General features: G+C 66.8%; 10 protein-coding genes. 6 read left to right on the forward strand and 4 right to left on the reverse strand.

Going from position 1 to position 14,738, the window contains the following annotated elements; all coding sequences use genetic code 11:
* Positions 1 to 66: 66 nt before the first annotated feature.
* Positions 67 to 654 carry a sigma-70 family RNA polymerase sigma factor gene (locus tag JZ791_RS04945; RefSeq protein ID WP_308162777.1) on the reverse strand — a complete coding sequence of 196 codons (588 nt, stop codon included), beginning with the start codon at positions 652 to 654 and terminating at the stop codon, positions 67 to 69.
* Positions 655 to 717: 63 nt separating this feature from the next.
* Here JZ791_RS04945 and JZ791_RS04950 point away from each other — a divergent pair, with 63 nt between their 5' ends.
* Positions 718 to 1,431 carry a zf-HC2 domain-containing protein gene (locus tag JZ791_RS04950; protein WP_216892945.1) on the forward strand — a complete coding sequence of 238 codons (714 nt, stop codon included), beginning with the start codon at positions 718 to 720 and terminating at the stop codon, positions 1,429 to 1,431.
* Positions 1,432 to 1,437: 6 nt separating this feature from the next.
* Here the strand turns inward: JZ791_RS04950 and JZ791_RS04955 are convergent, their stop codons facing one another.
* Positions 1,438 to 3,252, reverse strand: a complete 1,815-nt coding sequence (locus tag JZ791_RS04955) for a chloride channel protein (protein WP_254205229.1) — start codon at positions 3,250 to 3,252, stop codon at positions 1,438 to 1,440.
* 393 nt (positions 3,253 to 3,645) lie between these two features.
* On the opposite strand from JZ791_RS04955, the gene JZ791_RS04960 reads away from it, so the two are divergent.
* Positions 3,646 to 4,176, forward strand: a complete 531-nt coding sequence (locus JZ791_RS04960) for an MTB12 C-terminal domain-containing protein (RefSeq protein WP_216892946.1) — start codon at positions 3,646 to 3,648, stop codon at positions 4,174 to 4,176.
* A gap of 80 nt (positions 4,177 to 4,256) precedes the next feature.
* On the opposite strand, the gene JZ791_RS04965 is transcribed toward JZ791_RS04960, so the two are convergent.
* Positions 4,257 to 5,105, reverse strand: a complete 849-nt coding sequence (locus tag JZ791_RS04965; protein ID WP_216892947.1) for an SDR family oxidoreductase — start codon at positions 5,103 to 5,105, stop codon at positions 4,257 to 4,259.
* Between the two features lie 144 nt (positions 5,106 to 5,249).
* On the opposite strand from JZ791_RS04965, the gene JZ791_RS04970 reads away from it, so the two are divergent.
* Positions 5,250 to 5,408 carry a hypothetical protein gene (locus JZ791_RS04970; RefSeq protein ID WP_216892948.1) on the forward strand — a complete coding sequence of 53 codons (159 nt, stop codon included), beginning with the start codon at positions 5,250 to 5,252 and terminating at the stop codon, positions 5,406 to 5,408.
* Positions 5,409 to 5,428: 20 nt separating this feature from the next.
* Here JZ791_RS04970 and JZ791_RS04975 read toward each other — a convergent pair whose 3' ends face one another.
* Positions 5,429 to 8,749 carry a tetratricopeptide repeat protein gene (locus tag JZ791_RS04975; RefSeq protein WP_216892949.1) on the reverse strand — a complete coding sequence of 1,107 codons (3,321 nt, stop codon included), beginning with the start codon at positions 8,747 to 8,749 and terminating at the stop codon, positions 5,429 to 5,431.
* 368 nt (positions 8,750 to 9,117) lie between these two features.
* On the opposite strand from JZ791_RS04975, the gene JZ791_RS04980 reads away from it, so the two are divergent.
* From JZ791_RS04980 to JZ791_RS04990, 3 genes are all read left to right on the forward strand, one after another.
* Positions 9,118 to 11,352: an XRE family transcriptional regulator gene (locus JZ791_RS04980; RefSeq protein WP_216892950.1), complete on the forward strand. Its 2,235-nt coding sequence runs from the start codon at positions 9,118 to 9,120 to the stop codon at positions 11,350 to 11,352.
* 282 nt (positions 11,353 to 11,634) lie between these two features.
* Positions 11,635 to 11,853 (forward strand): DUF397 domain-containing protein, encoded by a 219-nt coding sequence (locus JZ791_RS04985; RefSeq protein WP_216892951.1) that lies wholly within the window; start codon positions 11,635 to 11,637, stop codon positions 11,851 to 11,853.
* Between the two features lie 368 nt (positions 11,854 to 12,221).
* Positions 12,222 to 14,453 (forward strand): ATP-binding protein, encoded by a 2,232-nt coding sequence (locus JZ791_RS04990; protein WP_216892952.1) that lies wholly within the window; start codon positions 12,222 to 12,224, stop codon positions 14,451 to 14,453.
* Positions 14,454 to 14,738 lie beyond the last annotated feature (285 nt).

Consider the following 14,738-nt stretch of genomic DNA (forward strand, 5'->3'; position numbering starts at 1 on the left):
TCTCGCCCGTGCGTTTCGCTGTCGGTGATGGGTCGGATGGCGAGCGGGCAAAGTTCCCGGCGGGGATCAGACGCCGTGCCGGCGGCGATCGTCCTCGTCGTCGCGGCGCGCGGTGGCCGCGAGCAGATCCTCGCGGGCGCGGGCGATCCGGGAACGCATCGTCCCGACCGGGCAGCCGCAGACCTGCGCGGCCTCCTGATACGACAGGCCCAACATCTGGGTCAGCACCAGCGCGTCGCGGCGCTCGGGGTCCAGACCGTCGAGCAGCATCCGCACTTCCACCAGGTCTTCGAACGTGCGGCCGGTCCGCGGCCGGGCCGCACCCTGCTCGGCCGCGGACTCCCAGTCGTCGGTGTTCTGGATGCGCGGTCGCGCCATCGCGGAACGGACCGAGTCGACCACCACGCGTCGCGCGATCGACAGCAGCCATGCTCGCGAAGTGGACCGTGCGGCGAAACGGGGCAGGCTGCTGTAGGCGCGGACGAACGTCTCCTGGGTCAGATCGTCGGCGGCGCCCGCTCCGGCGCGATACGCGTGGAATCGCCACACGTCGGCCTGTAATGCCCGCACCCACTGCTCGAATGCCCGCCGATCACCGCGGCCCGCGGCCAGGGCGAGCGCGGTCAGCTCGTCGTCCCGGTCAGCTCCACGCACCCGGAAAACACTACTACACGCCGTCGTGGGAACTCCTCCCACGCGCTGCGCGACCATAGTTGTATGAAGTGCGAAACGGTCCGCGAAGCACTGTCCGCGCGCCTGGACGGCGAACCGGGGCCCGTGTCGGCCGAACTGGTCGATCAGCACCTGGCCACCTGCCCGGCGTGCCGGGACTGGTCGGTGCGTGCCGAACGCCTGCGGCGGATGCTGATCGTGCACACCGCGCCGCCGGTGCCCGACCTGACCGCCGCGATCCTGGACGAGATCCGGCCCCGGCACTCCGTGTCGCGGGTCGCCCTCGCCCTGGTGGCGATCGTCCAGACCGGCCTGGCGCTGGCGCAGTTGCTCGGCGCCGATATCGGCATGGGGCACAGCGATATCGGGGCGTTCATGATGGGGCATATGAGCCATGAGAGCGCGGCCTGGAACTTGGCCGTCGGCATCGGACTGGCCTGGGCCGCGCTGCACACCCGCGCCGCGGCCGCCCAGTTGCCGATGCTGAGCGTCTTCGTCGGCGTGCTCACCGCCGCGTCGCTGCTCGACCTCGCCGATGGCGAGGTCACCGCGGGCCGGCTGCTGTCGCATATTCCGGTGCTGGTCGGCGTCGGGCTGCTGTACCTGGTGTATCGGCGGGACCGCGACGATCACCGCCCGCCGAATCGCGAGACGCTCACCGCGCCCGGCGATTCGGCGGGCGATCGGCCGCGATCGCCGTTCGCCCGGCGCGATGCCGCACCGGATCACCGGCGACCGGCGAGCCGGCGCGTCGCGTAACCGAATTCACGCGGCCTGCCGGTCGGCCGGGCGCGGCGGCGAGTCCTGGAGCGCGGTCAGCACGGCGCGGTGCGTCAGCCAGCCGACGACCGTCTGACCGCCCGGGTCGAGGACCGGGATACCGGTGCTCTCCGCGCCCGTGAGCGCGTCGAGGCCCTCGGCGAGAGTGGAATCCTGGGTAATTCTCGGTGGGATGACCGCGAGGTCGGCGACGGTGGTGTGGGTGGGTTGCGCGCCGGTCATCGCCTCGGCCACCGCGCGGGCGGTGACGCAGCCGTGGTACCGCTGGTCGTGGCCGATCACCGGGAGCACCCCGTTGGCCGACAACCACACCGCCCGGCCCGCGGCGGCGACGGAGGTGTCGGCGGCGATCGGTTCGGGCATCAGTTCCATGACTGCCGAGATCGGCCGCCGATCCAGGCGACGGTCCGAGCGGGCGTGCGCGGCATCGAGATTCACGCCGCGCCGGGTGAGTTTGAGGGTGTAGATCGTCTCCTTCGACAACGCGCGGGAGATTCCGGTGGCCGCGACGATGGCCAGCATCAGCGGCAGGATGATCGTGTACTCGCCGGTCAGCTCGAACAGGATGATGACCGCGGTGATCGCCGCGCGCGTCGCACCCGCGAACGCCGCGCCCATCCCGATGAGCCCGTACATGCCCGGCGCGGCGCTCGCGCCGGGAAACAGGTGATTCACCACGACACCGAACGCGGTCCCGCCCATCGCGCCGATGAACAGCGACGGTGCGAACACCCCGCCGGAGCCGCCGATGCCGATGGTCAGGCTCGTCGCGATCATCTTGCCGACCATCAGCACGAGCAGCATCCACAGCACATACTTGCCGTCGATCGCGTGGGCCAGCACCGGGTATCCGACCCCGTACATCTGCGGCAGTACCAGCAGCAACCCGCCCAGGAGCAACCCGCCCACGGCCGGGCGCAGCCATTCCGGGCCCCGCCAGGCCCAGTCGCAGGCGTCCTCGATCCAGTACAGCACGTGCGTGAAGGCGACCCCGATCGCACCGATCACCAGGCCCAGCAGGGCGAAGGCCAGATATTCCCACCCCGATTTCAGGGAGAACGCCGGCAGGTCCAGGAACGGATGGTTACCGAAGGCCGCGCGGCCGATCACGCTGGCGGTCACACTCGACAGCACGACGGCGCCGAAGGATTCGGCGGCGAAATCGCGCAGAATCAGTTCCATCGCGAAGAACGGCCCGGCGATCGGCGCGTTGAAGGTGGCCGCGATGCCGCCGGCGGCGCCGCAGGCGACCAGGATCCGCAGCCGGTTCTCCGGGACCCGTGTCCATCGCCCCAGGCTCGATCCCCAGGCCGAACCGATCTGCACGATCGGTCCCTCGCGACCGACCGACCCGCCGCCGCCGATGCACAACGCCGAGGCCAGCGCCTTGACGATGGTGACCTGCGGGGGGATCCGGCCGCCGCGCTCGGCCACGGCGTACATCACCTCGGGCACCCCGTGCCCGCGCGCCTCGGGCGCGAACTTGGTGACCAGCGGGCCGTAGATCAGACCCGCCACGACCGGGGCCAGCAGCACGAACCACGATCCGAGCCACGGCACGTGCGGATTGGCGATGTGGCCGAGCGCGGAGTAGTCCGGAAAGCCGGACAGCAGCTTTGTGAAAGTGGTTATCAGCCAACGAAATACGATCGCGCCACCGCCGGCGCCCGCGCCGATGATCAGGGCGAGCAGTACCAGCCCGCCGCGGCTCTCGCGCACCCACTCCCACATCGGAACCCGCGCCGGAACCTGTAACGACCAGCGCCGCGCGGCAGCGGATCGATGTTCGGTTGTCGCCATCTCGCACCCTCATCACATTTCAAACAGTTGCACAGAGCAACAATTGTAGAGGGTAGGTGTTGACGGGGTGCGTGGCGGTCTCGCCAAGGGCGGCGCAGGGGCATCGAAACGGCGTGTGAGCGGGGTGAGATCCGGCGGGAGGGGATCCGCCGGGCTCGCTCGGGGCGTGCTGTGATGGCCGGTGCGTGAGTGATGGCGCCGATCACATCGGGGTGCTCACTGGCTTGTGCATTCACACAACCCCGGAGCCCTTCCGTCTCGTTCCGCTCCGAATCGCCGACTCTGCTCCTACGATGCCGAAATGTGACTCTCTTGTTAAGAGAGTCACATTCTCATAGGGTTTGCGCATCCGGGCGGCCGGCGATCCGCCGCCCTCGATCGAAAGGAACGACCATGCGCCATTTCGTTGTCCGTCCTGCCGTGGCGATCTGCGGGGTGACGGCGGTGCTCGCGGCCGTCGTGGGCTGTAGCAGTTCCAGCCATTCCAGCGCCGGTGCGTCCACGACCTCGGTGGCGGCGTCATCGTCCGCACCGGCCGCGGCCGCGACGGCGGCGCCCTCCAGCGATCCGACGGTGCAGGCCGTCACCAACACGTTCGTCACGTTCTTCAACGGTAAGACGCCCGTGAACCAGAAGGTCGCACTCGTCGAGAACGGCTCGGCGTTCGCGCCGGCCCTCCAGGCGCAAGCGAACAGCCCCACATCGGCGCAGACCACGGCGACGGTATCGAATGTGAAGCTCACCGATCCCACCCACGCCGCGGTGACCTACTCCATCCTGATCGGCGGCAGTCCGGCGCTGCCGAACCAGGACGGACAGGCCGTGAACGACGGAGGCCAGTGGAAGGTCGCGGTGTCCACCTTCTGCGCGCTGATGGCCATGCAAAGCGGTGGCGGAGCAGCCCCTGGTTGCCCTGCTCACTAGCCGCCACGAGAGGACCCCTGTCGGGCCGATCGGTCGTCGGTGCCGGTCGCCGAGGGCGACTGCGCACCGCCGGGTTCGCCTCAGCGGAAGGCGTCGGCGTGGTGTTCGCACCAGGCGCGGAAGGTCGCCGGGGCTGTTCCGGTGATGTTCTCGACGTCGTCGGTGGTGAATCCCGAGCGGTTGGCGCGGAACCACTCGTACAGGGCCTCCATCATGTGCGCCTGCTCGGGCGGGGTTCCGCGCTGGATGGCGGCTTGGGCGAACTCGTGCGGGGTGATGTCCTCGAAGTCGATCGAGTGCCCGGTCACCTCGGCGATGGTCTCGACCTGCTCGCGTGAGGTCAGGGTCTGCGGTCCGGTCAGGATGTACCCCTTGCCCGTATGAGCGTCGTCGGTCAGGGCGGCCACGGCGACGCGCGCGATGTCTTCCGGGGCGATCACGCTGTGGAGGCGGCCACTGGTCGGGTCGGCGACCCTGCCCGCCCGGATGGCGTCGCGCCACCAGAAGGCATTGGAGGCCAGGGAACTGGGCCGCAGATAGGTCACGCCGAGGCCGGACTCGCGCAGGACTTGTTCGCGCGCCGCGAGAGCGGCTCCCATCGGATTCTCGGCCAGCGGTTGCAGGCGCGCACCGATCGAGGAAAGCAGGACGATCCTGGGTACCGCCGCGTCCCGCGCGGCGGCGATCATCGTCATGGTCTGCTCGATTCCGGCTCCTGTCTGCATCAGGAAGATGGCCTCGACGCCCCGGACCGCTTTCGACACGCTCTCGGGTGAGTTGAGGTCGCCGATCGCGAGCTCGATCCCGGCGGGGAGACCGACGGCACGGGAGGGGTCGCGCACCAGGGCCCGAACGGGGTAGCCCTCGTCGTGCAACTGCCGCGCGAGCGGGCCGCCGACGTTGCCCGTTGCTCCGGTAATGAGATACATCGTCAGTTCCTTCGGGTTGCGGGTCCAGCTGTCATACCGCCAGTGTGCGAGGACTACGGCATCGACAAACAGGCCCGCTCGATCCAAGGATGAAGCGACCCTGGTACGGCGCGAGGACGGCTGACCGGCAGCGGGTTTCGCCGAGTGGTGACTGCGGACGGTCTCACCGAAGCCGGTATCGCGAGCGTGCGGCTGACCGATTCGGCAGCGATCATGGAACTCACTGGGCCGCCGCATCATCCGGTGAACAACGGCCCGCGGATCTGGATCGACTACCTGGTTCGCGTTCACCCGGCCGACTGAGCCGGGCGTTCCGTCTCCGGTCATGCCGACATGGGACCGCTGTCGTCTTCGTCGCGGTCGAGTAGCCGAGATCGGCGGAGGGCGACCAGGTTCGCGCGTATTCCGGTGGTGAGGGGGTGTGCGGGGCTGAGCACTCGTTCGCAGTCGGCGAGTAGCGCTGTGTACGACTGGATCGCTTCGTAGCGCCGATGGGCCGATTCGTAGGCGTGGGCCAGGTTGTTCCGGCAGGCGAGGGTGTCGGGGTGGTCGGGGCCGAGCACTCTGAGGCTGTCGTTGATGATTGCGTTGTGCAGGCGGATCGTCTGCTCGGGGCGTCGGGGGGTCTCGTCGGTTGCGATGGCCTGGTAGAGCTGGACGGCGTCGTCGAGTAGGTCCGCGGCCTGGTAGGCGTTGGCGAGATCGCGGCGGGAGGCCAGAGTACCGGGGTGGTCCGGGCCGAGCACCCGGGTCCGATCCGCGAGGACGTGCTGGTAGAGCTGGATCGCTTCAGATGTATGTCCGGCGGCGTGGTGAGCACAGGCATGGTGGTGGCGGGCGCTGAGGGTGTCGGGGTGGTCGGGCCCGAGCACTCGGGTGCGGTCGGCGATGACATGCCGGTAGAGATCGATGGCCTCGTCCGGTTGTCCGGCGGATTCGAGAGTGCGGGCGAGACCGTAGCGGGCGCTGAGTGCGTCGGGGTGATCGGCGCTCAGCACCCGGGTGTAGTCGGCGGTCACCCGCTGGTAGAGCTTGATCGCGCGGTCGATCTCGTGTGCCGCGCTGAAGGTGCGGGCGATTTTGTCGCGAGTGATGAGGGTGCTGGGGTGGTCCGCGCCCAAGACCCGTATTCGGTCGGTCAAGACCGCCCGGTACAGCTCGATCGCTTTGTCCAGGCGCCCGGCCGAGCGATAGGAACCGGCGAGGTTGTGGCGGGATCGAAGTGTCCAGGGGTGGTCGGGTCCGAGTACTCGTGCGCGGTCTTCCAGGACGTCTCGGTACAGCTCGATCGCTTCGGTCAGGCGTCCGGCCCAGCGGTAGGAGCCGGCGAGGTTGTGGCGGGTGGTGAGTGTGTCCGGGTGGTCCAGGCCCAGGATCCGTTGTCGCTCGGCGAGGACTTTCTGGTACAGCTCAATGGCTTTGGTGAGTTGTCCCGCAGAGGCGGAGGCGTAGGCGAGGCCGTTGCAACTGGTGAGTGTGTCGGGGTGGTCGACACCCAATACCTGGATACGGGCCAGCAGGACGGTGTTGAACAGCGGGATCGCCTCGGTGAGGTTTCCAGCCAGATGACAGGTGTAAGCCAGCCCGTTGAGGGATGCCAGTGTTCTGGGATGCGAGGCTCCCAGAACCTGGCGGCGGTCGGCGAGCACTTCCCGGTACAGGGCGCCGGCCTCTTGGAGGCGTCCGGCGGCGCGGTAGGCATAGGCGATGTTGTGGCGGGCGGCGAGAGTTCCGGGGTGGTCGGGTCCCAGGATGTGGAAGCAGTCGTCGACGGCGGCGGCCGCGAGGACGACCGATCGGGTGGTATCGGCGGATTCGACCAGTTGCTGTACGGCCCAGTCGCGTGCGGCAAGTACCTTCTCGACGACGGGGGTGCTGGTGGCGGCGGGAAGTCCGGTGCGCCAGAGTGCGTCGATCTGAGCGACGATGTGCGCCCCCAATTCCCTGCGGGACCATGCTTCGATGCGGTCGAACAGCAATGGCTGGATCACCGTCATCGTGTCGGTGACGAGTTCGTCGACCAGGCCGGCGGCCTGCGCGCGTTCACGCAGGATTCTGGCGACGAGTTTGTGCATGATGACGGCCTCGCCGCCGGTCGACCAGGACAGCAGGGACGCCGACGCGCATCGGTCGAGGGCTTCCTCCATGGCCCAGTCGTGCTCGGGCACCAGAATCCGCTGTACCCCTGTGGGGGGCAACAAGATTCGTTGCACACCCGCGGGGGAGAGCATGGCCATGACCCGCAAGAGAAATGACACCTTGGTGTCGACGTCGGGGTTGTCGCCGGCGGTTTCCACGGTTTGGATGGACAGCAGGATCGCCTGTACGAGTGGTAGGGGATAGTCGTGGCCGGTTTGGCGTCTCAGGACGTGGGCGAGGGGTTGTTCGGTGAGTAGTTGCCGATAGTGGGAATAGTCCAGGTGCCGGTTGATGATCGTTGCAGCGGCCACCGACAGCGCCAGTGGCAGGTCTCCGAGGAGTTCGGTGAGGTCGTCCGCTTCGGTCTCGTTGCTCAAGCCGGTTGCCATGGACAGGTAGGTGACGGATTCGGCGCGGGTGTAGACGCCTAGACCCACGGCCTCGCCCAGGGAGGTGAAGCGGTGGATGGTGGTGGTGATGATGATCCTGGTTCGCCCGGTGACGGGAAGCAATCGCCGGATCTCGTCAGGGCCGGTGGCGTTGTCGAACACCAGAAGTCCCGGCGCTTTGCGGCTGGACAGGTAGTCCCGCAGGTGTCGAGCCGATTTCGCGGAGTCGCCGGCGGGGTCGGAAACTCCCACTCGTGCGGCGATTTCGGCCATCCCCGTGTGCGTGGTGTCGAGGGTTCCGGCGTTGATCCAGCCGACCAACCCGTTTCCCGCATCGATTTCCTCGCGGGCGATCGCGGCGGCCAGGTGCGTTTTGCCGACTCCGCGCATCCCGGTCACGATCACCACGACTCGTGACTTGCCGAGCATCGCCCGGACCCGTCGCAACTCCGCGCGTTCGACGAAATGTGGTGGCTCCTGCGGGATCTCGCCCGCGATCACCTGCGTGATGTGGTGGTCGGGCGGGGCGTCGGCCACCGGCGGTGAGCCTCTGGATGGTTCGGCGAAAGGGGAGCCGACGAACCGGCCTCGGCGGGGCATCGGGTGCTCGGGTTCGCCGGTGATGGCGACCAGGAGATCGGCGATGTCGGTCATGGTGAAATCGCTGATGACATATCGGGTGGTGGAGTAGGAGGCCAAGAAGGACGGGATGTCCTCGATCGAGCGGCCCGGCAGTACCACGGGCAGTACTCGGCGTACCTGTTCGCGAAGGTTGCGGGTGAGGTTGTCACGGATGAGCGCGGCCTCGAACTGCGCGCCGCGGCCTTCTTCGGGCCGGGCGGTGCCATCGGCTCGGCGCTTGTAGTCGGGCGAGGCGACGATGACGACGAAGTCGGCGTGGGTGAGCTGCTCGATTGCCCACAGCGACCAGTCTCGTCGCTGGTCGTCGTACCAACGGTCCAGGTGGACGTCGATTCCCGCTTCGACGCGCAGAAATGTCGCGAATCGAAGCACCAGGTCTTTGTGTTCCGGTGTGTCGTGCGAGTAGCTGACAAACACCCGCGGTGACGGTTTATGGTCCGGGACGATCTCGGCTCGCCGCTCGTCAGCGCACATGATGTATCCCCATTTGTGTCATTTGTTCATCCCCCAGGAGACATAGCTCGAGACCGTGCCGATACAGCGAGCACGGTCTCGAAACCTCAATCCGAACGAATCGGCCTGAAGATTCCGTTCGTCAGGTACCCGTGCGCGTGCACCTGCAAAACTCACAAAGTGGTAACGGAAAGGGAATATGCGGTCGCGCACCCATGTTGATCTCGAAAATCGCACGACGGTATCGCGGTGAACGAACAGATGAACAATACCGATGCAATTGCGCGACAATACGTCGTCGATCCGGCCGCTGCCTCTGGGCAATAGCGGTTTCATGGTTTCCGAAACTGTATGGTGTGCTGTCCGCGCCCGGGGGGAACGTTGGTCATATGAACGGGGATTCCCCGGCGTTCGGGACGGAACTCCGTCGCCTGCGTCGTGAGGCGGAGATGTCGGTGGCCGCGTTGGCTGCCCGGATCCATTACAGCAAGGGGTATTTGAGCAGGGTCGAAAACGGCCGGGTGGTGGTCAACAAGCGATTCGCGGAGATATGCGACCAGGCCCTGGGGGCGGGCGGAGCGCTGGTAGTGCTGGCTGCCGCGAGCGGGCGCCGCGATTCTGTTGTGCCGGTGCAGTTTTCAGGCTTGCCGACGGTCACTCGGTGGTTCTTCGGCCGCGATGAGGAGCTGGATCTCATCCGTCGTGCGCTGTCGGCGGGGGAGCCGTCCGCCGGTGTGTGCGTATTGAGCGGGATGGCCGGCGTGGGTAAGACCATGCTGGCGCTGCGGGCCGCCTGGAGTGTCGAGGATCAATTTCCCGACGGTTGTGTCTTTTTCGACTGCCGCAGCTGTTCGCCGCCCTCGGCACGGTTGTCGACCGCGGAGATCTTGGACGCGGTGCTGCGGACTCTGGGTGTTCCGGGCGAACTCATTCCCGGTGACCTGGACGGCCGGGCCAATCTGTATCGCCATCGGCTGCGGGGTAAGCGGGTGCTGTTCGTGTACGACAACATCGGCAGCGCCGCGCAGGCGATGCCCCTGCTGCCCGCCGGTTCCGGGTGCCGGGTGTTGATCACCTCCCGGAACCGGTTGACGGCGTTGGACGACGCGGTGCATATCGCCGTCGGCGTGTTGCCGACCGATGCGGGGATTCGCCTGTTCCAGTCGATCGCCGGCGAGCAGGTTCCCGCGGCCGACGAACCGGTGCGGCGAGTCGTCGAGCAGTGCGGAAATCTTCCGTTGGCGATACGGATCGCGGCCGCGCTGGTGCGCGATGCTCCGGCGGGAACTTTCGAGGAGGTCGGCGAGGGGCTTGCCGACGAGGCCACGCGGCTCGATGCGCTCGACGACGGTGAACGCAGCGTCTTGGCCGCGTTCGATCTGTCGTACAGAGGGTTGCCCAGCGAACTTCGGTTGCTGCTCGGTCTGCTGGCGCTGTACCCCGGGTACGAGATCGAGGCGGGCGCCGCCGCGGCGCTTGCCGGACAACCGCTCCGACGGGCCGAACGTCTGCTCCGCGGTCTGTCGGATGCGTGTTTGCTGTTTCGGACAGGCGGCGGCTATCACAAATTTCACGATCTGGTCCGTATTTTCGCCGCCGAGCACGTTCTCACGGACATTTCGGATGCGGACCAGGCTGCCGGGCTGACCAGGCTGCTCGACTACAGCCTGGTCCGGATGGAGGCGAGCGCCGTATTCATCGCTCCCCATCGTCACCGGCGAAAGGTGGCCTATGACCATCTTCCGGGATTTTCTGATCGCAATAGCGCGCTCGAGTGGATAGAAAGGGAATGGCTCAATGTGGTCGCCTTGTGCACCCTGGCCGAAGCGTCGGGCATGCACGAGCGGTGTTATCGGCTTGCCCTTCTCCTCCGGGATTATTTTTTTCTTGCCAAGTTGTGGGATCCATGGATCGAGACCCATCGGATCGCGGCAGCCGCCGCGCGTGCCGTCCATGATCTCGGTGCACTGGGAACTGTGCTGAACAATCTCGGTATTGCGCATGCCGAGCGGGGCGACCTATCCCTGGCTTCGGCGTACTACCAGGACGCGATATCGTTTCTGCGGCGAGCCGAGGATGTATACGGTGCGACGAACGCCGCGTGCAATCTCGCCTGGGTGGATCTGTACCTCGGCAACCATACCGGCGCGTTGCAGAGCCTGCGGAGTGCCCGGGAGTTCTACCGCCGCATCGGGGCGGTGCGTAATGCCGCGATCACACTGCGCGGAATCGCGCTGGCCGAGACGGAATTGGAGTTGTTCGAGGACGCGCTCTTACATGCCGAGCAAGCATTCACCGAAGCCGACGGCCTCGGTTTGCAGCTCGACGCCGTCATGTCGGTCAACGGTATCGCTTGGGCGCACTATCGGAGCGGGCGGCATCCGCGAGCAGCGTTGTTCTACGAGAAGGCCGTGGCGATGGGTAAGGCTGGCGATAGTCGCTACGAGGTCGCGCGCGCCATGACCGGGCTGGGAAACATTTACGCCGCGGCGGGCAGATTCGAACTCGCCGAGGCAGTCTGGGCGCAAGCGTCGGATTTCCATGCGGGCCTCGATCCGCGGATCATCGGCGAGGCTCGCGTTCGGCAGGGGCTGATCGATTCTCCGCGGCGAACGGACGGGTAGTGATTACTTCATTATCGTCGCAGGGCAGCTTCTCGGGTGATCGGGCCGCGCGTGGCCGCGCGGTGGTGGATTCCGGGGCGTCAACCGGCGCCGGCGGAGTTGCGGTTCGGCGGTTTTCAGGTTTACGCAACTGATCGGAAACGCGAAACCCCTTCCGTGCGGAACTGCCGTGCGGTCATGATTTTCTCAGGCCGATGAACCGGCCGTTGGTGAACAGAGAAATATGCGAAAGGCTGGGTGAGGACTATGTTTTCGAGAGAAAAAGGCCGTGGCTCGGTATCTATGGAAGCCTCGACGGTGCACAGTCGGCGGGACTGGTTCAAGAGTAACTTCAGCCGTACCGATCGTGACTGTGTGCTGGTGCGGTTCGTGGCCGGGGAAGCGCACGTGCGAGACGGCAAGAATCTGGACGGACCCGTGCTGGTGTTCACCAGGTCCGAGTGGGATGCGTTCGAGCTGGGCGTCTTTCACGGCGAGTTCGCCTTTCCACTAGGGGATTAGTATTCCTTTGGGAATAGTTCGCGTGAGTGCGGGGACAGTTCTCACTTCGAGTATCGCGCATCGGTTCTTGTGCTCGCCACTATGTCCACACGTAGGAGCATGTGGCCGGTGCGCCGGTACCGTCCATTTTTATCCTTCCAAATTCATAGGGTACTTCTTCCGGAGTCGAGCTCTGCGCGCGTCGTGTAAATCGGGTACCGTGAGATATGCAATCGTGGGGGCCTGACGAAGAAAATGATCTCGGCGAGTCGGGGGCAACTCGATCGCTCTTATCGGGCAACATCGGCGATGTTGTGCAGGCGCGGGATGTTCGTGGCGGGATCCATTTCCATTCTGTATCCGGACGGTCGCAGCCGACGCCGCAGCAGTTGCCCGGGAATGTGCGCGGGTTCGTCAATCGCCTCGGTGAGATCGGGCAGTTGGACGCGGTGCTGGAGCCGGGCAGCGGGGTGTCGGTGGTGGTGATCGCGGGCACCGCCGGGGTGGGCAAGACCGCGTTGACGCTGTATTGGGCGCACCGGCATCGCAGCCGGTTTCCCGGCGGCCAGTTATACGTCAACCTGCGCGGTTACGACCCGGGCGATCCGGTGGATCCGATGGCCGTGCTGGAGCGGTTCCTGGTCGCGCTGGGGGTTCCGCCGGCAGCCATGCCGGCGGAATTGGAGGCGCGCGCCGATCTGTATCGTTCGCTGCTGGCCGAGCGCCGGGTGCTGGTCGTGCTCGACAACGCGGCAACGGTCGGTCAGGTGCGCCCGCTGCTGCCGGGCTCGGGGGATTGCCTGGTGCTGGTCACCTCTCGCAGTCGTCTGTCCGGGTTGGTCGCCCGCGACGGGGCACAGCGGGTCGCGCTCGCGCTGTTGCCCGAGCCCGAGGCTGTCGCCTTGCTGCGTGCTACCACCGCTGGTTATCGCGATCCCGACCTGGAGGTACAGGTCGCGGAGCTGGCGCGGTTGTGCGGGCGGCTCCCGCTGGCGTTGCGTATCGCGGCCGAACGCGCCGCATCCCGCCCCTATATGCCGTTGACCGATCTGATCGAGGATTTACGGGACGAGTCCTCGCTGTGGGAGGCATTGTCGTCGGAGGCCGAGGAGGAGGCCGACGGGGTCCGTACGGTGTTCGCTTGGTCCTACCGGGCGCTGCCGGCGGATGCGGGTCGCCTGTTCCGTTTGCTGGGCGTGCATCCCGGGCCCGAGTTCGGTGCTCATGCCGCCGCCGCGCTGGCCGACCGGCCGGTGAGCGAGACCCGCCGGTTGCTCGACGTACTGGTCGGTACATACCTACTCGAGCAGACCGGTCACGACCGGTACCAGTTCCATGATCTGTTGCGCGCCTACGCGATCGATCAGGCGGCCGAGCACGGGGGTGAGCGCCGGGCGGCGCTGGAGCGGATCTGTACCTGGTATCTGCACACCCTGTATGCCGCGGCCGGCGCGGCGAACCTGGTGAGCTGGGGCGAGGTGGTGGTGCTCGTCGGCCCCGGGCCGAGTCCACCGCAGGAGTTCACCGACCCCGAAGCCGCCCTTGCGTGGACCGATACGGAGACCGACAATCTGGTCGGGTCCGCCCAGGCTGCCAGCGAGGCGGGTTTGGCGGCGCTGGCTTGGCGGACGCTGGTGCTGCTGCACCGTCCGTACATGGCGCGTCACTCGGTCGATGGCTGGCTGCCGCTGGGTGAGCTGGCTGTGGCCGCCGCCGAGCAGGCAGGTGATCCGGTCGGGCAGATCGCCGCCTTGGTCGATTTGGGGACCAACTACCGACTCGCGCAGCGACTGGACGAGTCGGAGGGGCACCACCGTCGGGCACTGGCGATCGAAATCGACGACCCGGCGATGGACATCTTCCGCCGCAACGCTCTGGGCCTCACGCTCATCGCCGCCCGCCGGCTCGATGAGGCACGGGGGGTTTTCGAGCGGATACTCGCGACAGCCCGCGAGGTAGCGGATCGAAAAAGGGTGGTCATCGCGCTGGGGAACCTGGCCGAAACCCTGTACGAGCTGGGGGATCCGGAGCAAGCCCATACGCGCATCACCGAAACGTTCGCCGCCATGCCACTGGACTACCCTGCGGGGGATCGGGCGGGATGGCTCGGCCACCTGGCGATGATCCAGCGTGCCCGCGGGCACACGGCCGAGGCATACGAGGCGATCACCGAGGCACTTGCCATCAACGCGGGCAGGGATCTGCTGTTGGAAGGATCTCTCGACTACGACCTGGGCCTTATCCATCTGGCCATGAACCAGCCCGGCCAGGCCCTGGCGCCTCTCGCGCACGCCGCGTTGTCCAATCGCCGCACCGGTACCCGTATCCGGGAGGCACTCGCCCTCGACGCCACCGGCCGGGCCTATCAGGCACTCCACCGGCCCGACGAAGCGGCCGAGTTCCACCGCCGGGCCGCGGCCATCCACCACGAACTGCGCGACAACTGGAACCACGCCCTCGCACTGACCCACCTCGCCGACGCACTCGACAGTCTCGGCGACACCGACCAGGCCCGCCGAACCCGCACCGAGGCCCTGAATCTGACCCTCGCATACCAGGACCCGCGCGCTACACAGCTACGACATCGATTGAGTAAGGCGCTGCACGACCCCGATGCGTAGCCGCCGCCATCGGTGGGGCTCACCGTGGTCGCTCAATCCCAGATCCAGCCTCCCGCTGCATTTTTGAAGCTCCAAGCTCTGGTTTCCGACGAATCGATCGACAGAATGCAGCGGGAGGCCGGTCCTCCGGATATGCGTGAGGTATTCCAGGTCGGACGCACACCTTGGACCAGGGCGAGTAGGTGGTGGGTCCGGCCGGGCCGGCAAGCAGGCGCTGTGGATGTGACGCTCATGTAGGTGTTGGAATCGCCTGTACGGCAGATGATTACCGGACCATGAGTGGGG

It is taken from the genome of Nocardia alni, assembly GCF_019038435.1.
GTDB lineage: Bacteria > Actinomycetota > Actinomycetes > Mycobacteriales > Mycobacteriaceae > Nocardia > Nocardia alni.

Coding starts and splice junctions, on each gene's coding strand:
- JZ791_RS04950 (WP_216892945.1), top strand. CDS start 718: ATGAAGTGCGAAACGGTCCGCGAAGCACTGTCCGCGCGCCTGGACGGC.
- JZ791_RS04955 (WP_254205229.1), bottom strand. CDS start 3,252: ATGGCGACAACCGAACATCGATCCGCTGCCGCGCGGCGCTGGTCGTTA.
- JZ791_RS04960 (WP_216892946.1), top strand. CDS start 3,646: ATGCGCCATTTCGTTGTCCGTCCTGCCGTGGCGATCTGCGGGGTGACG.
- JZ791_RS04965 (WP_216892947.1), bottom strand. CDS start 5,105: ATGTATCTCATTACCGGAGCAACGGGCAACGTCGGCGGCCCGCTCGCG.
- JZ791_RS04975 (WP_216892949.1), bottom strand. CDS start 8,749: ATGTGCGCTGACGAGCGGCGAGCCGAGATCGTCCCGGACCATAAACCG.
- JZ791_RS04980 (WP_216892950.1), top strand. CDS start 9,118: ATGAACGGGGATTCCCCGGCGTTCGGGACGGAACTCCGTCGCCTGCGT.
- JZ791_RS04985 (WP_216892951.1), top strand. CDS start 11,635: ATGGAAGCCTCGACGGTGCACAGTCGGCGGGACTGGTTCAAGAGTAAC.